General features: G+C 46.3%; 17 protein-coding genes and 1 riboswitch. Of the genes, 9 read left to right on the forward strand and 8 right to left on the reverse strand.

The window, feature by feature from the left end; genetic code table 11:
* Positions 1-71: 71 nt before the first annotated feature.
* From trxC to A1OO_RS16555, 3 genes are all read left to right on the forward strand, one after another.
* Complete coding sequence (gene trxC / locus A1OO_RS16545) at positions 72-500, forward strand: thioredoxin TrxC (protein ID WP_017003732.1); 429 nt, start codon at positions 72-74, stop codon at positions 498-500.
* A gap of 219 nt (positions 501-719) precedes the next feature.
* Positions 720-2,600 (forward strand): methyl-accepting chemotaxis protein, encoded by a 1,881-nt coding sequence (locus A1OO_RS16550; RefSeq protein WP_016962553.1) that lies wholly within the window; start codon positions 720-722, stop codon positions 2,598-2,600.
* Between the two features lie 558 nt (positions 2,601-3,158).
* The gene (locus tag A1OO_RS16555; RefSeq protein WP_017003733.1) at positions 3,159-4,904 is read left to right on the forward strand and encodes a hypothetical protein; all 1,746 of its coding nucleotides are present in this window, start codon (positions 3,159-3,161) and stop codon (positions 4,902-4,904) included.
* Positions 4,905-5,505: 601 nt separating this feature from the next.
* On the opposite strand, the gene pcp is transcribed toward A1OO_RS16555, so the two are convergent.
* The 3 genes from pcp to A1OO_RS16575 are packed head-to-tail and all read right to left on the reverse strand — an operon-like array spanning position 5,506 to position 7,787.
* The gene (pcp, locus tag A1OO_RS16565; RefSeq protein WP_017003735.1) at positions 5,506-6,144 is read right to left on the reverse strand and encodes a pyroglutamyl-peptidase I; all 639 of its coding nucleotides are present in this window, start codon (positions 6,142-6,144) and stop codon (positions 5,506-5,508) included.
* A gap of 11 nt (positions 6,145-6,155) precedes the next feature.
* Positions 6,156-7,061: a DUF979 domain-containing protein gene (locus tag A1OO_RS16570; protein WP_017003736.1), complete on the reverse strand. Its 906-nt coding sequence runs from the start codon at positions 7,059-7,061 to the stop codon at positions 6,156-6,158.
* A gap of 3 nt (positions 7,062-7,064) precedes the next feature.
* Positions 7,065-7,787, reverse strand: a complete 723-nt coding sequence (locus tag A1OO_RS16575) for a DUF969 domain-containing protein (RefSeq protein WP_026023914.1) — start codon at positions 7,785-7,787, stop codon at positions 7,065-7,067.
* Positions 7,788-8,232: 445 nt separating this feature from the next.
* Here A1OO_RS16575 and A1OO_RS16580 point away from each other — a divergent pair, with 445 nt between their 5' ends.
* Both A1OO_RS16580 and A1OO_RS16585 read left to right on the forward strand, forming a co-directional pair.
* The gene (locus A1OO_RS16580; RefSeq protein WP_017003738.1) at positions 8,233-8,808 is read left to right on the forward strand and encodes a hypothetical protein; all 576 of its coding nucleotides are present in this window, start codon (positions 8,233-8,235) and stop codon (positions 8,806-8,808) included.
* Positions 8,809-9,055: 247 nt separating this feature from the next.
* A complete protein-coding gene (locus A1OO_RS16585) occupies positions 9,056-9,484 on the forward strand; it encodes a L,D-transpeptidase family protein (RefSeq protein WP_241819246.1) in 429 nt (142 codons plus the stop codon).
* A gap of 154 nt (positions 9,485-9,638) precedes the next feature.
* Here the strand turns inward: A1OO_RS16585 and gbpA are convergent, their stop codons facing one another.
* The 5 genes from gbpA to A1OO_RS16610 form a co-directional block, all read right to left on the reverse strand.
* Positions 9,639-11,201: an N-acetylglucosamine-binding protein GbpA gene (gbpA, locus tag A1OO_RS16590; RefSeq protein ID WP_017003740.1), complete on the reverse strand. Its 1,563-nt coding sequence runs from the start codon at positions 11,199-11,201 to the stop codon at positions 9,639-9,641.
* Positions 11,202-11,281: 80 nt separating this feature from the next.
* Positions 11,282-11,385: riboswitch (cyclic di-GMP riboswitch) on the reverse strand.
* A gap of 123 nt (positions 11,386-11,508) precedes the next feature.
* Positions 11,509-11,988, reverse strand: coding sequence for a GNAT family N-acetyltransferase (locus A1OO_RS16595; RefSeq protein ID WP_017003741.1), 480 nt, complete (start codon positions 11,986-11,988; stop codon positions 11,509-11,511).
* Complete coding sequence (locus A1OO_RS16600; protein ID WP_017003742.1) at positions 11,988-13,970, reverse strand: monovalent cation:proton antiporter-2 (CPA2) family protein; 1,983 nt, start codon at positions 13,968-13,970, stop codon at positions 11,988-11,990. The genes A1OO_RS16595 and A1OO_RS16600 overlap by 1 nt, the downstream gene beginning before the upstream one ends.
* On the reverse strand, positions 13,967-14,596 hold the full coding sequence (locus A1OO_RS16605; protein WP_017003743.1) for an NAD(P)H-dependent oxidoreductase: 630 nt from the start codon (positions 14,594-14,596) through the stop codon (positions 13,967-13,969). Before A1OO_RS16605 ends, A1OO_RS16600 begins: the two co-directional genes overlap by 4 nt.
* Positions 14,597-14,998: 402 nt before the next feature.
* Complete coding sequence (locus A1OO_RS16610; protein WP_016959651.1) at positions 14,999-15,631, reverse strand: LysE family translocator; 633 nt, start codon at positions 15,629-15,631, stop codon at positions 14,999-15,001.
* A gap of 106 nt (positions 15,632-15,737) precedes the next feature.
* On the opposite strand from A1OO_RS16610, the gene A1OO_RS16615 reads away from it, so the two are divergent.
* The 4 genes from A1OO_RS16615 (at position 15,738) to rarD (ending at position 19,639) form a co-directional block, all read left to right on the forward strand.
* Positions 15,738-16,154, forward strand: coding sequence for a thiol-disulfide oxidoreductase DCC family protein (locus A1OO_RS16615; RefSeq protein ID WP_017003744.1), 417 nt, complete (start codon positions 15,738-15,740; stop codon positions 16,152-16,154).
* A gap of 230 nt (positions 16,155-16,384) precedes the next feature.
* Positions 16,385-17,086, forward strand: a complete 702-nt coding sequence (locus tag A1OO_RS16620) for a flagellar brake protein (RefSeq protein ID WP_017003745.1) — start codon at positions 16,385-16,387, stop codon at positions 17,084-17,086.
* 57 nt (positions 17,087-17,143) lie between these two features.
* On the forward strand, positions 17,144-18,436 hold the full coding sequence (locus A1OO_RS16625) for an alpha/beta fold hydrolase (RefSeq protein ID WP_017003746.1): 1,293 nt from the start codon (positions 17,144-17,146) through the stop codon (positions 18,434-18,436).
* A 303-nt stretch (positions 18,437-18,739) separates the two neighbouring features.
* Positions 18,740-19,639, forward strand: a complete 900-nt coding sequence (gene rarD / locus A1OO_RS16630) for an EamA family transporter RarD (RefSeq protein WP_017003747.1) — start codon at positions 18,740-18,742, stop codon at positions 19,637-19,639.
* Positions 19,640-19,769 lie beyond the last annotated feature (130 nt).

Consider the following 19,769-nt stretch of genomic DNA (forward strand, 5'->3'; position numbering starts at 1 on the left):
AACCCAATGGTATTTTTAGAAGCATCGGTTTAGGCTACGAACCATAAACAGAACAAAGGAAAGGTTTAATCATGAGTACATTAACGGTGCGTTGCCCACACTGCCAAAAAATGAACCGTATTCCCGCCGATCGCGTTGAGGACAACCCAAGCTGTGGTTCATGTAAGTCGTCGCTGATCAACGGTAAACCTATTGAAGGAACGGAAGCCAACATGGATGCCCTTATCGCATCAGGTAAGCCTGTCGTCATTGACTTTTGGGCGCCGTGGTGTGGACCTTGCCAAAGCTTTGGCCCGATATTCGAAGCCACTGCAGCACACAAAGGCGATGATGTGATTTTCGTGAAAGTGAATACGGAACAAGAGCAAGCCCTTGGCACGAAATACCGGATTCGAAGCATTCCGACCATTATGGTGTTTAAAGACGGGAAAATGGCGAACCAAATCAACGGTGCATTACCGCAATCTGAGTTCAATGCATGGTTAGATCAAAGCATCTAACTTACTCTCGATAAATCAAAGCACTTTCTAAAGTAAAACGCCCTCTAGTGAAGGCGTTTTACTTATGGTTACATCGCTCAACCGAGCGACTTTCTTATCTCTCTGAAACGCCCCTCCCTCGCCGTCTCAATAAAAACCTCAATGTTTCTTTTCTGACTACACTTCTTATTGATAAACCAATAATTAATTATTGAATCATACGAAGTGTTAGAGGTAAAAATGAAGGTTTCCCATAAAGTTGCGCTGCTGGCGTCCTGTATTGTTGTTCTCAGTTTCTCTATTTTCTCTTGGTTTCAATACAACACGGTGAAAAATGCGCTTTATGAAAACAAGGCCCAAACGACACTCGAGACCACGTCAGCACTGGGGAACCAAGTGACCAACTGGCTAAATAGTAAGCTTGCGTTGATCGATATGATGGCTCAAACCATTGATGCCGACTTTACTGCTGAAACCATTCAAAAAACCTTTGATACTCCCCTTTTAAAAGACGAGTTCATTCTCATCTTTGGCGGCTTAGCGACCGATGGTAAATCCATCACCAATGACATGACATGGACACCAGAAAACTGGGATGCGAGAAAACGCCCTTGGTATCCGCTCGCCAAACAACATGACCGCGCAATTCTTACCGAACCTTACGCGGATGCAGGCACCAACGAAATTCTCATCTCTGCCGTGGCAAATTTCTACGACAAAGGCGAATTCAAAGGCGCGTTTGGTGGCGATTTGAGCCTCAGTTCCGTTTCTGAGGCGGTGAATACCTTAAACTTTGACCAGACTGGATACGCTTTCCTGCTCAGCGCAGATGGCAATATTATCAGCCACCCCAACACGACCTTGAATGGCAAATCTATCACCGAGTTATTTGGCGATAACGTACCGTCGTTTTCTCAAACGATGACCGAGTCCACCATCGGCGATCAACGTGTCTTTACGGTTTTTTATGAGCTTTCTAACCTGTATGGCAACAAATGGTTGATTGGCGTTGTGCTCGACAAAAATCAGGTCATGGCTGAAGCGACACAATTTGGCTGGACCGCATTGATTGCTACGATCTTCAGCGCCTTATTTTGTTCCATTGCCTTGTATTTCGGAGTGTCACGTCAACTGAAGCCGCTAGAAGGCCTCCGTCACTCACTAAGAGAAATCAATGGCGGTGAAGGTGACTTAACCAAACGCATTGTTGTTTCTGGCAATGACGAGTTTGGCAAATTGTCGATTGAGTTTAATGCGTTCCTCGAATATTTACAGAGCCTTATCGGGCAAGTAAAAAGCATTTCACTAGAGGTCAGAAAAAACACCGACTTCACTGCAGAATCAGCCTCAGCCTCATCGCAACGAATTCAAAAGCAACTTCATGAACTAGAATCACTGACTAATGCAATGGGGGAGATGTCATCTATTGCCCAAAACGTGTCTAACAACGCTCAAAGAGCATCAGGTGCCGCGCAAGAAGCGGATGATGCCGCATGTAAAGGGGTGGAAGTGGTTTCAAATACCGCCAAATCTATTTCATCATTAACCGTAGAAATGGAATCGGCGGTCGGAAAAATTAATGAGCTCTCAGGCTATAGCGACAACATTGCATCAATTCTGACGGTCATTACTGGTATTGCTGAGCAAACCAACTTACTCGCTCTCAACGCTGCGATTGAGGCAGCGCGAGCAGGTGAAATGGGACGCGGTTTTGCTGTCGTTGCTGACGAAGTTCGCGCGTTGGCTTCTCGAACACAACAATCAACAGAAGAAATCAAAAAGATGATCAGCCAACTTCAAATTGGTGTCGGCAGTGCTGAAGAGATCATTCTCAAAGGACGTGATACAGCCAAAAACACACAAGAAATTGCAGGCCAAGCTGACGCTGTGCTCGCTGAAATCCGAAACAGCATTAATGAGATAAATACGCTCACTACCGATATTGCTAACGGTGCCGAAAGCCAAAACACAACATCAATGGAAGTTAACCAAAGCACCAACAACATGCGAGCAATGAGCCAAGCTGCATCCGAAAAAGCCACAGAGCAAGAACAACGTTGCGCAGGGATGGTTACGCTCACTAGCAAACAAGACATTGAGCTAAATAAATTTAAAGTGTAACCATAAAGCATTGGCAATATCACCGAGCGAACTCCAGTTGCTGCGTTCAGAGCCGGTTATCACGTTCAACTTGGGAAAAAAAAGGCAAAACAACGTTGAAAAACGTTTCGAGGTTTTTCGACAACAAGGTAGACGGATGAGGCCCTCCCAAGGGCCTGATTTTTTTGTTCTCATGCTGGGTGACTGACTTCAATGTAGAACGACTATATTTTCAAATCCACGACGTACCGCCTCAGCCTGAATGCCGACCAATTTTCGCTGAGCAATCATATTGAGGTTAATTGGGTATATAGACGAAAAGAATAAGACATAGGAAAGCGCTTTCCTATTAGTATATTCTAAATAATTAATATGAAATTAGTCCCATAATAGAGACACCCCACCTGCACCACCTTCGTGCATACTCGTCGAAATCGAGATACTCATCTACCTGTTTACCTTCTGATTTACATAACAAAGCCTTCCTTTCATTGTGGAAATGTCTGTTAGACATTCACTCAAAGGCCATAAACAGCACCCATCAAAATAATAAAATACGTAAAACAAAAAGGACTATTCATGAAAGCACGGCTAGCACTCTCTTCCCTTGCATTATCACTGGCAGCCATGGCTGCCAACACCGCACAAGCACAATGTTTCGGCAATGTTTATTCTATCAATGGTGGGCGGGGCGACGTTGGCTTCCTACTCGACCTCAAAGAAGACAATAAATTGCTGGGCTATTCGAACCCAGGAGACCGCGCACTAATATCATCTAGGGCGGCCTTTAGTAGCTCTGCCATGGCCTACGACCCAACCACCAACCGCACCTATTATGTCAGTGTGCCGAGACCGGCTGATTATCATGTCGCAGATGCAAGCGCGCATGTCTCGTCCGACGAGTTCAACAGCCTTTCTCTCCATGCGTCAACGTCGTTGCCCAATCAACTTGCCTATTTTGACCACGATGCACAACGCCATACCGTTGTCGCCAACGTGCCTGCTACACTACGAATGGCTTACGATGCGGCCAACAGTAAACTCATCGCGTCCAATGCAACCAAGCTGTTTTCTATTGACCCACTTTCTGGTGCCGTGTCTGACACCAAAGCCTTCGACAATAACATCGCATTTGGGGGCTTTTCGTCTTGGGGGGACTTTGTCTTTAAAGACAATGCGCTTTTGTACGTCACCAATACCCGTACCTTCTCTGTCGACCCGTCCACGGCTGAAATGACGCTCAAATCATTCCATAACATTGACTTTGTAACCGCGGCTACCCTCGACCAAAACGGTCAAATTCTTGTTGCCGCCAAGAATCAGAATGTCAGTGGGAACATCAACAGCACATGGTTATATCGCGTTGACCCAGTGACCGGTGAGCAAGTTAGGATCGGCCTCTTCCCTGCTCGCGTGAATGCCATGTCGACCAACACACAAGAAGAGCATACGTGCTATACCGCTACGACCTTCCCGAATGCACAACAAACACGTGTTAAGAAAATCACCAACCCTACCGTGGAAGAAGGCGAAACTGCCAGCCTCAACGTCTCTTTTAATAACCAAACCAAATTGTCGCAAACCGCCACATTGAAACTGGTGAATGGCACAACAAAAGACAGTGATTATTCAAGAGACGTGAAAATCTTGTTCAGTGATGGCTCAAGTGTCCAAGAAACCATTACGTCTGCAGGCACTGATATCGCTGTGCCAGCGGGCGTCGCATCGTTTAACGTTAACATTGACACCGTGGATGACAAACGAGGAGAGGAGAGCGAAACGGCAACGCTTAAGGCATCAATGCTAGCAAACGGCAATGATAGGAAAACCGGTACGCTCACCATCACTGATAACGACGTATTCACCGAAAATAGTATCTGTAGTCAGTACAGTTATGTGTCTGTATCCGTTTATGGCCATACCATTTACATAGATTGTGATAATGGTGTTATTGGTGGACCTGACTTAGTCACAAAGTTAAACATGAACTATCAAGGGTCGGGACTGATCAATGAATGGGAGACTGTGACTGAAGGTAAAGGCTCGAATGTAGATTGGAGATCCAACGTTGGTGTGGCAATTACATCCGGTATCACTAGCTTTATTTATACCAATGCTGCAAACGATAACGCGTTCAAAGTATGTCAAACTAACCCCAACGGACACTATTACAGTGTTCTTCAAGGTGGAATCATTCTCGATTCAAGCACCAACAAAGTTCATTGCAACATTGTTGTCAACGAAGGGAAATGTCTAAACGGTGCTAAACAACCCATCGTCTATCTTGGAAAGTCTAGCTTTGAAGCGTGTGATTTTATCGAATAGAACCCGATAACATTACGACCTATTAACGCGGTGTATCTACTTCACCAAAATGAACATGCCGTATTTAAGCCGCTCAGTGAGCGGCTTTTTAGTCTCGCTGCACTCCTCCCATAAGCATCACTCATCGCGTCGACGGAAAGCACCGAAAGGCTCAAGGCCAATACAAATATTTTGATACCACTCCTCTATTAACGCCTTGTCGATAGGTGGCTTTTTGCATCATCAACACCTATTTTAGGTTTCGTTACATTAGTTATTTTATATATAAATGCCATCTCATAATTGGACCACTCCACGTATCATTTTTAAGGTTAAAGTCTGAAACAATATTGAAGAAAAGTATTGAATGGCGTTTCACAATGCGTCATCGGTATCAATTGCATCAGATCGAAAAAATACTTTCTATTAACCCTAGTGACGGCATCGTCACCCAGCTTTCCAATTTTAGTGACATGGTGAGATTTGGCGAATTTAGTTCGTGGGGTGATTTTTATTCTTTAAGAGTGAATTTTTACGAAAATGCGCACTTAAAAACAAAAAAGCCTGTCAGCAATCGCTGTCAGGCTTTTCGTTATTCAGCTTTTAACGTTCATTTCTGCTGTTAGCAAATCTTCCCCGCCCCCACTGCAATGTCGTGCTTATTGTCCAGTGTTGCTTGCGCAGCCACTTTCAAGCCTTCCACAATGGTTTCAAGAGACATTGACGGTTGATCTGTCGCTGCCGCTTGTTCAGGTAGCAATGGAATGTGAATAAAGCCGTGTCCAATATCCGTGTCACGCAAGAAGTGTTGAACACCATAGAAGACATGGTTACAGACAAACGTACCCGCCGTGTTAGAGACGGTACATGGAATACCCTTCTCTTGCATGGCGCGAGTGATTGCTTTGATTGGCAAGGTACTGAAATACGCATCAGGGCCATCTTCATCGATTGGCTCGTCGATTGGCTGGTTGCCACCGTTATCTGGGATACGAAAATCATCAATGTTAATCGCAACACGCTCAGGGGTGATCGCATTGCGACCCGCAGCCTGACCCACTGTAATCACAAATGTTGGCTTGTGAGTCTCAATGGCTTTAGTGACGGCTTTAATCGCGTCATAACGCGTCACAGGCACTTCACAGATAACTATCTCGCCACCATTGAGCTGAAAACCATCAAGCTGCTTTACTGCTTCCAATGCAGGATTAACTAAAGCGCCACCAAAAGGCTCGAAGCCTGTAATCAATACTTTTCTCATCACTACTACTCTCAGAATGCAAAGCTATACATAACGAAGATGTTGAACGCCAAGATGCACAGGCCAGGAAACACCTGCATCAAAATAACGTGGTGTTTATTTTTCAATTCAAGTAACGCTGCAGGTACGACATTAAAGTTGGCAGCCATTGGGGTCATTAGCGTACCGCAGTAACCGGAAAGCATACCCAGCACACCTACGATGGCTGCGTTGCCGCCGTTTTCGAGTATCAGCAATGGAATGCCAATGCCCGTGGTGATCACGGCAAACGCGGCAAACGCATTACCCATCACCACGGTGAAAATGGTCATACCTACGCAGTAAGCAATCACGTTCACCAGCAGCATGTTCTCAGGGATCATCATTTTGACAATTTGCGCGACGGTATCGCCCACACCCGCCTGATTAAACAGAAAACCTAACGCGGCCAGAAACTGCGACAAGATGGCAGCCCAACCGATGGAATCGATCAAACGGCGTCCTTCGTTAAGGCAGTGCATCGGTTTGCTTTTGGTGATCATTAACGCCACAACGATGGCTGCAATAGAGCTGAGACCTAGGCCAACCAGTGCGCCGAGTGACGTAAACTGGCTGATAGCAACCGTGCCGACAGGCACGATAGCAGCAGGAATGAACAGCTTGTTTTTAAGCATGGTTGCGGTTTGTTTACGCTCTTCTTCGGTGGTGGTGCGGTAGTTGCCCACGCCCATAAACCCACCCGCCGCCAGCGCGGTAAGCGCCAATACCATAAGGCCTGTCACCCAGTTCGGGATCATCGCGCCAAACAGGAATGTCATGCCGTAGATCAGCCAAAACAGACCACTACCGATACGTTTCGGATTCTCTTTATCAAGGAAGCTTTGCAGCGAGAACGCCAGCAGCAATAAACCCGTGGTTTGATAAATGTACTCTAACATGGGTTATTGCCCTTCTTTTTGCGCATCAGCGTTTGCAGTCGCTGATGCACTTTGATTGGTCGATGGCTTAAGAAGACGCACTTCCACGATTTTGCTGAAGACAACGAACAGCACAAACGATGCAACGGCGGTTGGCAGTGCCCACAAGGCCATGGTTTCAAGCTTCACGTCGAGTTGATTATCAGTCATCACGCCTTTGATAAGAAGAATACCGCCTGTGCCGATAAACAGCAGCTGGCTAAAGAAGTTGCCAAAATTTTCACTTGCCGCTGATAACGCACGAATCGACTGACGTTTTTCATCTGACAAATTGGGGCAGTCTTTTTCTGCGGCGGCTTCCGCCATAGGTGCAATAAGCGGACGGATCATCGATGGGTGACCACCAATACTCAGACCCATCCCGTTGGTAGCTTTACGCAACAACAAGTAAGTCATCAGAATTTTACTGACTGACGCTTTCTTCATCGAGCCAATCAAAGCTTCTGCGCGCTGACGAAGGCCGAAACGTTCAAGAATGCCAATCATTGGCAAAATAAGAATGAAAAGGGACATATAGCGGTTTTGGGTAAAGGATTGACCTAAGATAGACAGGATTTCCATTACCGCGATGTCTGCGACTAAACCGGTTGCGACACCCGCAACCAAAATGACCAGTAACGTATTGAGTTTTAACGCTAACCCAGCTGTAATTACAACAATGCCAATTAATGGCCAAAAATCAATCATAATGCTCTCTACACGGCCTTTTATATAAGTAATGGTTAACGGTTTCACTCCCATCAACACCCCGAGTATACGAAAGCACCAAAAGCAGCTCCAATCAGAGATTTTTGTGGTTATAACCAATAATTTCACTTATTGAGGTTAACTTTCCACCAACGACAGTTATTTAACCTTAAGCCTTACCAGACATAACTTTGGTTAAAGCGAAATTCAAAAAAGTCACGTTAAAGATGATTCATTGATATAACTTAATGTTGAAAAATTTAGGCTAATTGCCTAGTTCACCCATTTGAACGATAAACACTCAGTTTCATCCACGTGGTAATCCTCAACATCTTTCGACAGGTCTCATTTAGAAAACAGTGAGCGTCCATTTATAGCGGTATAATTCACACTAATATTTCCATTTCTGCTGCTTCGAATCGCCCCCTATCAATAAGGATGTATGATGGTTCCGACTCGTTTTTTCTTTGGCTACCTGCTTGCTGTAACCTCTCTAGTCGGCTGTGCGACTCAACCTGAACCGGTAAAAACCATTCAGTTGTATTCAAACAAAGAAGTTATTCAACTGTCGTATTGCACTGAGCTTGCAGATACCGCCTATTTCATTGCTTCAGAAAAATTGAAACAGCGTCCTCAACAAGCATTGATTGAACGCTATGCAACAGAGGCTTCCTCCAAAATTAAGATTAACGCTGTTCAGCGCATCTATAGCACGGACTTTGACAGTGCTTGGGATTACTCAGTCAGCCTGTTTGGTGAATGCGCGCAAAAAGTGGCTGAGATCCCGTCACAACGGTTGGATATCGCCAGGTTTTGTGCGCAAAAAGCCGTGGTTGCGGGCGGCGCTTATGATTTCAAACAAAGCGGCGCGCCCAAATTAGAGGCGTACATGGCATTCGCCAGCTATAAACCGACACGACCTTATGAGGTCATCGATGCTGTCTATAACAGCAGGTCAACCTCTCACCTTAATGTTTCTCAAAACACATGGGATCACTGCATTGACGTGATGTCCGAGTGATAACATCGCCACAGGGCAGGCCTTGAATGTACTGACTTGTGGTAATTTCCCCACCAAATTGGGTATTGACTGCGATTAAGTGGTAATACTTAATATTCGTAGGAAAAAGTTCAGGGATGTTATGAAACGGAATTTTTCACCATTGGCTGTCATGAAGGGGAAAGCGGTGATACGAGGCTTTATCAAATCTTCATGGTGGTTTTTACTGCCCATTATCCTTGCCTTACCCGCTCAAGCGACGAACAGTATGGTTGACATTGATTTGGTCAAAGTGGATAAATCTGCCCGTAAAATGTATCTGATCCAAGGTGATAAGATCGTCAAATGGTATCCCATTGCACTTGGTGCCAACCCGAAAGGCCACAAACTACGTGAAGGCGACAAACGCACGCCGGAAGGCAGTTATACCCTTGACTTCATTAACGAGAAATCCCGCTTTTATCGCTCTATCCGCATCAACTATCCGAACACACGAGATCTCGCGCGCGCTGAATTATTGGGCGTGAGCCCTGGCGGTCAAATCATGATTCATGGTCAGAAAAACGAAGCAGGCCCGCACCCTAGCTTAAGCCGTGGTGAGGATTGGACAGATGGTTGTATTGCAATTGCCAACGAGCAGATGGATGAGTTTCTGAGCATGGTCTCAGTAGGCACGCCGATAACAATTGAATGGTAAACCATTCTGCTTAAAGCTTTCACTCAGATCACATGAAATCAGAGACATTGTCGACCTTTGTTCATACCCAAACGGCCCAAACAAAAAAAGCCCGATGCGTTGCTTCGCATCAGGCTTGTCATTTGGTTTATTATACTATCAACGCTGTACGTTGTTATTCACAAGCAAACGGGCCTTTGTTCGTCCATGCTTCTGGTGCTGATACTGGGCTGCTGTTTACCCACCATTTAGCCTGATACAGGTTGCCTTCAAACAACACTTGCTCGCCAGTTAAATACGCTTTGCCTGATGTCCACGCCACTGGCAATGTACTGAGCAATTTCCACGCATCGCTGCTTTCTGGTGCTGCTCCCTGAATCCAGTATTTTGCTTCCCACACTAAACCATTGAAGCTTACTTTTTCGCCGCCTGTGTAGGTGGTGTTTTCGTCCCATGCTGGGTGGTTCGTCGCCTCAGGATCAGTGCCACACTGGTCGCTTTTTTCAATCAGGTGAAAGTCTACGGTTTGCTGTTCAACCAAATTTCCTTCACTGTCTTTCACGCGAGAAACCAACATGTGATGACCCGCGCTGGCTTTCGTCAGTTTTAGACTCACGTTTTCAGACACGCCATCTTCCAACGACAACTTTTCGTAAGCCAATGCTTCTTGTGCGTGATTGTAAACGGTCATTTCTACCGTAATGTCACCCGAAGCCGTGACGGTGAAACCGAGATCAATCCCGTCTTCTGAAATCATGTACTCGGATGCCACGCCACCAATGATCACGCCGTAATCCGGCTCAGGTGATGCAATGTCATAGCCAACTTCTACACGTGCTAGTCCACTGTCTTTCTTTAAGTAGATCGGATTAGCACCGTAAACGGGGATAAAATTGCCATTGCTGTCACGCACACCCGCTTTGATAACGTTATTAGCCTGATTAATTTTTTCCGCAAGATCGAATGACCAGGTGTTTGCCACACCGGCTTTTTCGCTCTCAATGATCAGACGCGTTGACAGCTCTGGGCGCTCGCCTTCGTTGTCAAACACACGGGTAAATACCGCATCGCCTTCTGTCAGGTTCATACCAGGACTAATTTGCCCATGTTGAGACCAATTAGGTTGCTCTGGCTGCTCGCCGTCAAATTGCACATCGATGGCGTTATAAAACGCTGCGGCAGTATCACCCACATCCCAAACAGCCAAAATGACATGGTAACCGTCACGAGCAGGCACATCACACGAATGAACCATGGTCTTTGGCGGCTTTTGCATGTTGCCTTCAATCACACAAAACGGATTCAAATCTAATGCAGCGCGAACCAGCGGCTGATTCACGTTCCAATCAGGTTTAGTGATGTAGTACTTCCAAGTGCGCGTCACATGGTTTGCCGTGAACGTCCACTCAAAATCGTTTTGACCAGCCACAATCGAGCGTTTGACCCAGCGTGAAGCGGTCTGCTCATCTAACGCTGAAAACTGGATCAATCCCGCGCTGGCCAGTTTGCCGTCTTCGGGGCCAAGTTCTGGGAAACCCTCTGGCCCTTCCACACTTTGTGGCTCCCACTGAACTTGACCACAATCAGTATTTTTCTCACCCGTTTCAGAGGTGTATTTACACATTGCCGCACGGCCAGCGAAGCCATCATCAACGGCGCTAATATAACCATGAGACATCACGCTCGCGCTGAAAAACGCGGCGGTAACAGACAAAATAGAGGTGTGAAGCTTGAGCATGTATGTACTTCCTGCGTGTTTTTATTGTTATTCACCCACAGCACGGACAGACGCGAAAAGCAGACATTTTCAATCTCGAAAATGGCAACCCCGCTATCATCATTGTTCTCTACATTAAGCAGAGAACACTCTTAGACCGGAGGCTTTGCGTCCTGTTTTTTCAAACAGTTTGCCGATAATTGTGGAACGCGCGCATCGTATTCTGAATAGCTTGATATTCAACAGAAATATTGGGGGCGCGGAGGTGGCAAGAGCCTTAATGGAAGGAGGGTCACACAGGGTATGCAGTGGCAGTACGCTTTATAACCTAACGCCGCTTTTGCATTCTCAGTAGCGTCCATGTTTCTTCTTGAAACTCACGCGTTTTGGGCTCTTCTTGTAGTAAGTCGAACCCCAGGGCGGTGTAGCAAGCTACTGCGATCTGATTGCACTCAAACACGGCCAAGCTAACTGTCGTGATTTTAGGCTCTTCAAAGGCAACATCCAGTGCCAATGACACCATCGCTTTGCCCCACCCTTGCCCACGGCTATTTTCAGCGGCGATCAGCACCCGACATAGGCGGTATTCAGTGGCAGATACTCGATAAAGCTCAATGTATCCGACTGCTTCACCCTGATGACGAAAGAGAAAAGGGCGCACTTCGGGTTTCGCTAAGTGCGCTGCGACCTGCTCAACCGTGATTGGAAATTCAAACGCCGGGCCTCCCCACAGGTAATTGTCTCTGGCGTTTGGTATCCAATCGCAAAGTTGTGGTGCATCTGCTGCTTCAAAGGGCACAAGCAACATTAAGCGGGTTTCTCCTGTTCGTCCGACGCGTCATTCAGCGGTTCATTAGGCTGGTCATCCGAAGGAGGCGCACCAAATTCATCTAAGTAACCCTTTGGTGGCGGCGTCCACTCGCGATCGGTGAGAGCATGTTTATCCATCCTATCCGTATCCATCGCTTCTCGAATGGTTTCTTCTAGCTCAATAAACAGATGTTGGTAATGGTTATCGTAGGTTTGTGATTCTTCGCCGCCTAACCAACTTTGATAGAGTTTTTCAGAACTCTGTTTCTCAATTTGGTTAAACATCGCTTTTTGCTGCTCAACCAAAAAGGGATGTGAGCCAAGCGCACGCAGCGCTTCTGCGCCCATTTCCAGTGCAGAGTGGTAGGTTTCTTTGATCACAAAATCCGCCCCCGCATGGCGAAGCTTATACGCATGCCCACGGTCAAAGGCACGAGCGAGCACTTTCACATGGGGATAGGTGTGTTTCACGTACTCAACAAGCTCGGTGGTGGTTTCTTCGTTATCCATGGCGACCACCAACAACGCCGATTCTTCGATACCTGCTGTATGCAATAGATCGGGTCGAGTGGCATCACCAAAATAGCTTTTGATGTTAATTTGGCGCAGGTTTTCTACTTGCGTGGCTTCATGATCAAGCACGACGGTCTTCACCCCATTACCCGTCAGCAAACGGTTCACTACCTGCCCAAAACGGCCAACACCCGCAATAATCACCGACCCTTGCTCATCAATCACATCGGCTTCGCGGTCATTAGACACTTTCTCGTAACGCGGCAAAATGACGTTGTCATAAAGAATGAATAAACCAGGTGTGAGAAACATAGAAATTGCTACTACCAGCGACAGTAACTGCGCAGTTTCAGCAGGCAATACATTGTTTTGCATTGAGAAACTTAGTAACACAAACCCGAACTCACCCGCTTGGGCGAGGCTCAGTGCAAATAACCAACGAGCCGAGCCTTTGATCTTGAATATAAAAGTCAACAAAAGCAGCACGATGGCTTTCAATACCATGAGTCCGATTGTCAGGCCAATAATGACAAACAGATCTTCAAACAAGATGCCAAAGTTGATGCCCGCCCCAACGGTAATAAAGAACAAGCCCAGCAGCAGTCCTTTAAACGGTTCAATGTTTGATTCCAACTCATGACGAAATTCACTGTTGGCCAGTACGACACCCGCCAAAAACGTACCTAACGCTGGTGAAAGCCCTATCAAACTCATCAGTGCGGCAATACCAATCACGAGCATCAGCGCGGTGGCGGTAAATATCTCACGAAGACCAGAGCTGGCAACAAAGCGCAATAACGGGCGGCTTAAATAGTGCCCGCCCACAACGACACCTGCGATTGAGCCCAAGATCACTAAACCGACGGCCCAACCCGGCAGTCCCGCGACTAGGCTCATTTCTTCATGGTGTTCAGACGCGGAAGCGGCGGCATGTTTTGCCTTTTCCACCAACTCAGGAAGTGCCAACAACGGAATAAACGCCAGCATCGGGATCACGGCGATATCTTGAAACAGCAACACTGAAAAGGCATTTCGACCGCCTTCTGTTTTGGTGAGTCGCTTTTCATTAAAGGTTTGCAGCACAATAGCAGTCGAAGACAAGGCGAAAATTAAGCCAATGGCAAGCGCGATGGTCCAAGGTTGCTCAAAGAGTAATGCAATCCCCATCACGATGGCTGTTGTGACACCGACTTGGAGGCCCCCCAATCCCATCAAGCGGTTTCGCATTGCCCAGAGCATCTTCGGCTCAAGCTCTAAACCTACGAGGAACAACATCATCACGACACCAAATTCTGCGAAGTGCTGAATCGTATTGGTTTCCGAGCCCACTAGCCCCGTCAGAGGGCCAATAATCACACCGGCAATCAAATACCCAAGAACCGAGCCCAAACCAAAACGCTTGGCAATCGGCACCGCAATGACAGCAGCAACTAAATAGATAAATGCCTTTAAGAATAAATCTGTCATGCTTTTCCTTCCTTGATGACACTATCAATAGAGCGTGCTGTTATTTTCTCACTACCCGCAAGCAAATCCGTATCCAACCTGCCATCAACCAGCGTAGTCAGCAATTTTTTATAAGCGGCAGTATGTTGGCCAACTTTTCCTTCCTCTGCAGCGGTTCGTGAGCCAAAGATCGCAAACGGCGCAAGATAATTCATGCCCGTTAAGTTTGCCATTTGTTCAAGGGGGTAGAGAAGTTCACGGATTTTGAAATGATTAAATCCATCGGCTTTATACGCTTCTTCACTCCCACCCGCGGTAATGGCACACATGAAGTATTTCCCCTGCAATGCGGTGCCGCTCGAGCCATAAGCAAAACCATATTCCAACACTAAATCTTGCCATTCTTTCAAGATGGCAGGCGTTGAATACCAATAAAGGGGAAATTGGAAGAGCACCACATCATGCTCACGCAAACGCGCTTGCTCGCGGTCAATGTCAATGTGAAAGGTCGGATATTCGGCATAGAGATCCACCACTGTCGCTCCCTCGACCGACTGCGCGATTTTATAAAGCGGCGCATTCACTTCCGATCGTCGTTGAGACGGGTGCGCAAATAACACCAGCACTTTCTTTTTATTGTCTGCCATAAACTTCCTTTTTTGACATTGGTGCCTCTAATATGAGTGCTTCAAGCGCATTGCAACCAGGTAACCAAATAATTACTGGTTAATATTAGTAACCTAAAATACCAAAATCCTGCCACGTACTGCAATATTAGTGAGTGAGCATATACCCTATCTCAGAAGGTAGACTAAACACTCGCTTGGTTGAAATCACATCAATCGCACTTGAGTCACTAGGCCATACTATAAAGACATCCCATGATGAATCTGAGTACGACATTCAAGAAGAAGTCGAAAAACATTCATGAGCATAGGTGGAACACGGTGTTGTGCTGGGGACCATGCTTCACTTAGTTTCATTCTTAGAGGCTCTATCACGATCAAAAAAGCCCCGAGCGGGGCTTTCTTCTGTCATCTTCACACACGCTATTTCGATGAACTGGTAAACAGTAGTTTCAGACCAAATGCTAACATCACCGAACCTAATACTCTGTCTACCCAATGCCCAACACGTTTGAATTTGGCTTGGACAGACGGTTTCGACAGAACAAGCGCCACTGAACTGAACCACGCCAATTGAACAAACATCATCCATATACCCAGCAAGAAAAGCTCAAAGGTGGGCATGTCCGGTGAAACCACCAAGGTGAATACAGAGAGAAAATACAATGGTGCTTTCGGGTTTAACGCATTACAAACAAAGCCCATCGAAATCAGCTTCGCCGTGGAGCGTGCTTTCACTGGCACAGACTGCTCATCATCGCCTACTGCTGCTTTACTTCGAATACCCTTCACACCGAGATAAATCAGATAAGCTGCGGCTAAATACTTCATTACCGACAAGACAATCGCAGAGTCACTGATCACAGTCGCGAGGCCAATAGATGAATAAATAATATGAACAGAAAGGCCGAGCGCAATACCAAGACTAACGAGCAACCCTGCACGGCGACCATGCACAAGTGATTGTTGTGAAACCATCACAAAATCAGGTCCTGGCGACGCTGCCCCCAATAGATGGACTAAAGTCAGGGTAATAAACGCGTGATAGAATTCCATTCACATTGCTCCGTTTTTCCGATAATAACTAACTGTTTGGTATGGTGACGATCCGAATATAAATCAACTGCGTATCAATGAAGAACTCATGATTAGGACACGCACAATGCTATTCACACTTTTCTACGATGGAAGTTGCCCTTTATGTGTGGCCGAGATGAACCAACTCCGCACCTTAAACACGAATGGCTCACTTCATTTTGAAGACATTTTAGCGTCTGATTTTACCGAACGTTATCCAGATATTATCCCTGATGATGCACGTGAAATTTTGCATGGCAAATTTCACGATGGCCGAGTATTACTAGGGTTAGACGTGACACATCAGGCTTGGAAACGGGTGGGTAGAAAACGTTGGATTGGTTTACTTCGCCTTCCTGTCATTCGTTGGTTTGCAGATAAAGCCTATCTAACTTTTGCCAAGAACCGTTATCGCATCTCATGGTTGCTCACAGGCAAGTCACGCTGTGAACCTTGTGCTAGCGGGGGGTGCGAGATAAACAAAAACAGACCGAAAACATAAGTTGATTGAAAAGCCACACCAGTGTAATTAACTATTAACAACAACACAGAGCTACTGTAAATCTGGCACTTTCATTGACATGCATCACTATTATACCGCCAATCATTCTATTGACTAATTGTTCATTTAGACGCACCATCCCTGCCAAAATACGTGTCGTAAATTTGAGAAATGATTAACGCAATTTCTAATTTCGCGACTCAATTCAATATGTTGATTTGTATAACAGAATGAAAACCACCGACACACTTTCGGCTGCGGCCTTTTTGCCAACGATCCCCGTTGGCACTGCTCTCACGTTTGAACTGAGATACAAAGATAATATCAAAGCCTTTAGCGGGTCCTCCCGCCTCATTGGCTATCGTGATCGAAAGTATCTGCTTCTTGAAACACCAAGCGACCCTGAACTGAGTAAATTGCTGTCCGACCCTTCTGGCTGGCAAGTCATTGTGCGCGGTATCTCTTCGTCACGTTATGGCGAAATATTTGCGTTCAAATCCCATATTCTTAGCGTGATGCACAGGCCCGAAAAGATGCTCGCGATTGCCATTCCAGATTCTGTCGGCATTCACCGCATGCGCAGATTTGCACGCTACACCGTATCTCGCATTGTGCAGGTCGAAATTAATGGCAGAGGCACATTAGCAAAACTTGCCGATTTCTCTTTGGGCGGATGCGCCATCAGAGTGTCGAACAGTCAATTTATCGAGCCTGGCGAGTCAGTGCGTTTTAACATCAACGCGCTATTTGATACGCCCATCATGTTTGAAGGGACAGTAGTGACGGTCACCAGCAGTGGTGAAGGGATTCAACTGGGCATCAAATTCAACAACGAAGGCAGCCATCAAGCACGTGATACGCTTGCTAGGCTCATCATGTCATCTGAGATAGATGCCGAAAATTCAACAAGCCATGTCTCCACGGTTTCTTAGCAAGCAGAGAGACGCTAAAGTCAGTGATGAAACCGTCCAAGACGAGAGGAAAAAGTCATGCAAGAAACCTTTATCGATGATGGCTTGGTCTATCGTCAACACCACTTTGATTTACCGCTAAATTACGATGACAAAAACAGCACAACACTTCGCGTTTTTGCTCGAGAAGTCGTTGAGCATCACCGTGATGCAGGCTCCCTGCCTTGGCTGGTGTATTTTCAAGGTGGCCCAGGCTTCCCTTCCCCGCGACCAGACGGTCGGAGCGGTTGGCTAAAGCGTGCATTGCAACAATACCGTGTTCTCTTGTTAGATCAACGTGGCACGGGGCTCAGTTCCCCACTCACACTTCAGACACTTGCCGACTTATCCTCGAGTGACCAAGCGGAACTTATCTCACATTTTCGCGCCGACAATATTGTTCGCGATGCAGAAGCCATTCGTGAGCAGTTCGGCATCAAAACATGGTCAATTTTAGGTCAAAGCTTTGGCGGTTTCTGTGCACTCACTTATTTGTCGTTCTATCCAAACAGCCTGAGCCGCGTATACATTACAGGTGGTGTACCTTCGTTAACTCGCCCTGCCGATGACGTTTACCGTGCCACCTATCAACGCGTGCTAGACAAGAATGAGGCTTTCTTTGCACAGTTCCCAAGCGCCCAAACACGCTGCAAAGAGATCGCTACTCACTTAACATCCAGTGACGTTAAATTGCCGAACGGTCAGACGTTTACTGTGGAACAATTCCAGCAAATTGGCATCAATCTTGGCCGTAGTGGTGCAAACTTGCCGATGTATTATTTGCTCGAAGACGCATTCGTCAATACCGCTACCGGCAAGGCGCTCAGCTATGCCTTTTTACAAGCGATGTTGGCCGAACAAAGCTATCAGACCAACCCTATTTATGCCTTCCTACATGAACCGATTTACAACCAAGATCAATCCTCTGATTGGTCTGCCCATCGCGTTCGCAATACAGAGTTTCCGGCATTTAACTATTCACCCGAAACACCATTTTTGTTCACGGGCGAAATGGTATATCCGTGGATGTTTGACCAACTTCAAAATCTGGTTCCACTAAAAGGCGCGGCGGAATTGCTTGCCGCTAAATCGGATTGGCCTGCGTTGTATGACGTGGACGCACTCAACGCGAACATGGTTCCCGTCGCTTGTGCGGTATACGCAGACGACATGTACGTGGAGATGGATTATTCCCGCGAAACACTGCGAAACATTCCTAACAGTCGCGCCTGGATCACCAACGAATACGAACATAACGGCCTTCGCGCTGACGGCGAACGTATATTGGGTAGATTGATTGATATGGCAGAAGAAATCGAAAATATCCCATAAATACACGTTAGCCGCATGATCCTTTCATGCGGCTTCATAACTGCAAAAAACCACCTTACTAATAGCCGTTCCCATACGAAGAATTATGTATAAAAACTTCAATATCAATGTTAAATATTGGTGACTAACTCCCTGTTATTTATTATATTTATATGGAAATCAAAAGCATAAATGCCCTATTACTTGACCTGGTAACCACACTTCGATTTAAACCGTTATTTCTTCCTATCAAATGCTTTACAATTGCCATTCTCGCTATAAAATCCCGCTTCTTCTGACTATTTTTCATCCAGGTACTATTCTATGAATCCGACACGTTTTGGTAACGTGATGGCGGCGATTGCCTTTCTGTTATGGGGCGCGATGCCGCTCTATTATCAGCTTCTCCCTAACGCGGCAATGGATGAACTGCTCGCCTTGCGTATCGCTGCATCCGTACCATTTTTACTCATCATTTTGCAGAGTCGTCGCGGGCGCTCACTTAATTGGCAAACATTGACCGCAGACAAACGCTCTTTTGCTTTCGCGTCATTAGCATCGGTCATGATGTGTATATCTTGGAGTGCTTTTACATGGGCGATGACAAACGACCGAGTGTTAGATGCAAGCCTAGGCTTTTTCATTAACCCCTTACTGGTTATCGCACTTGGCGTCTTGGCATTTAAAGAGACGCTAAGCTTTGGTCAAAAAGCCGCGGTTGTCTTTGGTGCGTTAGGGTTGAACTATCAGGTGTGGCAATACGGTGAAGTGCCTGTTGCAGCCGTATTGATGGCGGTATTTTTCGCACTATACGGCTGGTGCAAACGCTATGTGAAATATGATGCTATTTCGTGCCTATTCGTCGAAGCCATCGTTTTATTTCCTTTTGCAGCGGGATATATGGCCTACAAAATGGCCACAGGAACCAGTGTCGCGGTATCTAGCGAGATGTCGACGCTACTGCTTTATCTTGGCGCAGCGCCAATCACACTCGCACCGCTGTTCTTCTTCTCAGAAGCCGTGAAGCACGCAAAAATGTCGATGATTGGACTCATGCAATACATCGAACCCAGCCTGCAGTTTCTCCTCGCGGTGTTAATCTTCCATGAAACATTCGACAGCATTAAAGCCGTGAGCTTTGGTTTAATTTGGCTGGGGTTGGTTGTTTCAATCACAGAGGGTCTGATAAAGGTGAAAGCAAAAACGAACCTGCCACAGACCTAATCCCCATAGGGTTAAGCAAGCGGTCATACTTTGCGCAGGAACAATCGTCAAGAGCAAGGAATAAATCCCAGTGACTCTTTATTCCAATTATAAAATTTCTGACACAGCTATTGCCGACTTTAACCAGCAA

This window comes from Enterovibrio norvegicus FF-33 (assembly GCF_000286835.2).
Classification (GTDB): domain Bacteria; phylum Pseudomonadota; class Gammaproteobacteria; order Enterobacterales; family Vibrionaceae; genus Enterovibrio; species Enterovibrio norvegicus_A.

Bases quoted from the DNA above. Each gene is read 5' to 3' on its own strand.
- trxC (WP_017003732.1), top strand. From the start codon at position 72: ATGAGTACATTAACGGTGCGTTGCCCACACTGCCAAAAAATGAACCGT.
- A1OO_RS16550 (WP_016962553.1), top strand. From the start codon at position 720: ATGAAGGTTTCCCATAAAGTTGCGCTGCTGGCGTCCTGTATTGTTGTT.
- A1OO_RS16555 (WP_017003733.1), top strand. From the start codon at position 3,159: ATGAAAGCACGGCTAGCACTCTCTTCCCTTGCATTATCACTGGCAGCC.
- pcp (WP_017003735.1), bottom strand. From the start codon at position 6,144: ATGAGAAAAGTATTGATTACAGGCTTCGAGCCTTTTGGTGGCGCTTTA.
- A1OO_RS16570 (WP_017003736.1), bottom strand. From the start codon at position 7,061: ATGTTAGAGTACATTTATCAAACCACGGGTTTATTGCTGCTGGCGTTC.
- A1OO_RS16575 (WP_026023914.1), bottom strand. From the start codon at position 7,787: ATGATTGATTTTTGGCCATTAATTGGCATTGTTGTAATTACAGCTGGG.
- A1OO_RS16580 (WP_017003738.1), top strand. From the start codon at position 8,233: ATGGTTCCGACTCGTTTTTTCTTTGGCTACCTGCTTGCTGTAACCTCT.
- A1OO_RS16585 (WP_241819246.1), top strand. From the start codon at position 9,056: ATGGTTGACATTGATTTGGTCAAAGTGGATAAATCTGCCCGTAAAATG.
- gbpA (WP_017003740.1), bottom strand. From the start codon at position 11,201: ATGCTCAAGCTTCACACCTCTATTTTGTCTGTTACCGCCGCGTTTTTC.
- A1OO_RS16595 (WP_017003741.1), bottom strand. From the start codon at position 11,988: ATGTTGCTTGTGCCCTTTGAAGCAGCAGATGCACCACAACTTTGCGAT.
- A1OO_RS16600 (WP_017003742.1), bottom strand. From the start codon at position 13,970: ATGACAGATTTATTCTTAAAGGCATTTATCTATTTAGTTGCTGCTGTC.
- A1OO_RS16605 (WP_017003743.1), bottom strand. From the start codon at position 14,596: ATGGCAGACAATAAAAAGAAAGTGCTGGTGTTATTTGCGCACCCGTCT.
- A1OO_RS16610 (WP_016959651.1), bottom strand. From the start codon at position 15,631: ATGGAATTCTATCACGCGTTTATTACCCTGACTTTAGTCCATCTATTG.
- A1OO_RS16615 (WP_017003744.1), top strand. From the start codon at position 15,738: ATGCTATTCACACTTTTCTACGATGGAAGTTGCCCTTTATGTGTGGCC.
- A1OO_RS16620 (WP_017003745.1), top strand. From the start codon at position 16,385: ATGAAAACCACCGACACACTTTCGGCTGCGGCCTTTTTGCCAACGATC.
- A1OO_RS16625 (WP_017003746.1), top strand. From the start codon at position 17,144: ATGCAAGAAACCTTTATCGATGATGGCTTGGTCTATCGTCAACACCAC.
- rarD (WP_017003747.1), top strand. From the start codon at position 18,740: ATGAATCCGACACGTTTTGGTAACGTGATGGCGGCGATTGCCTTTCTG.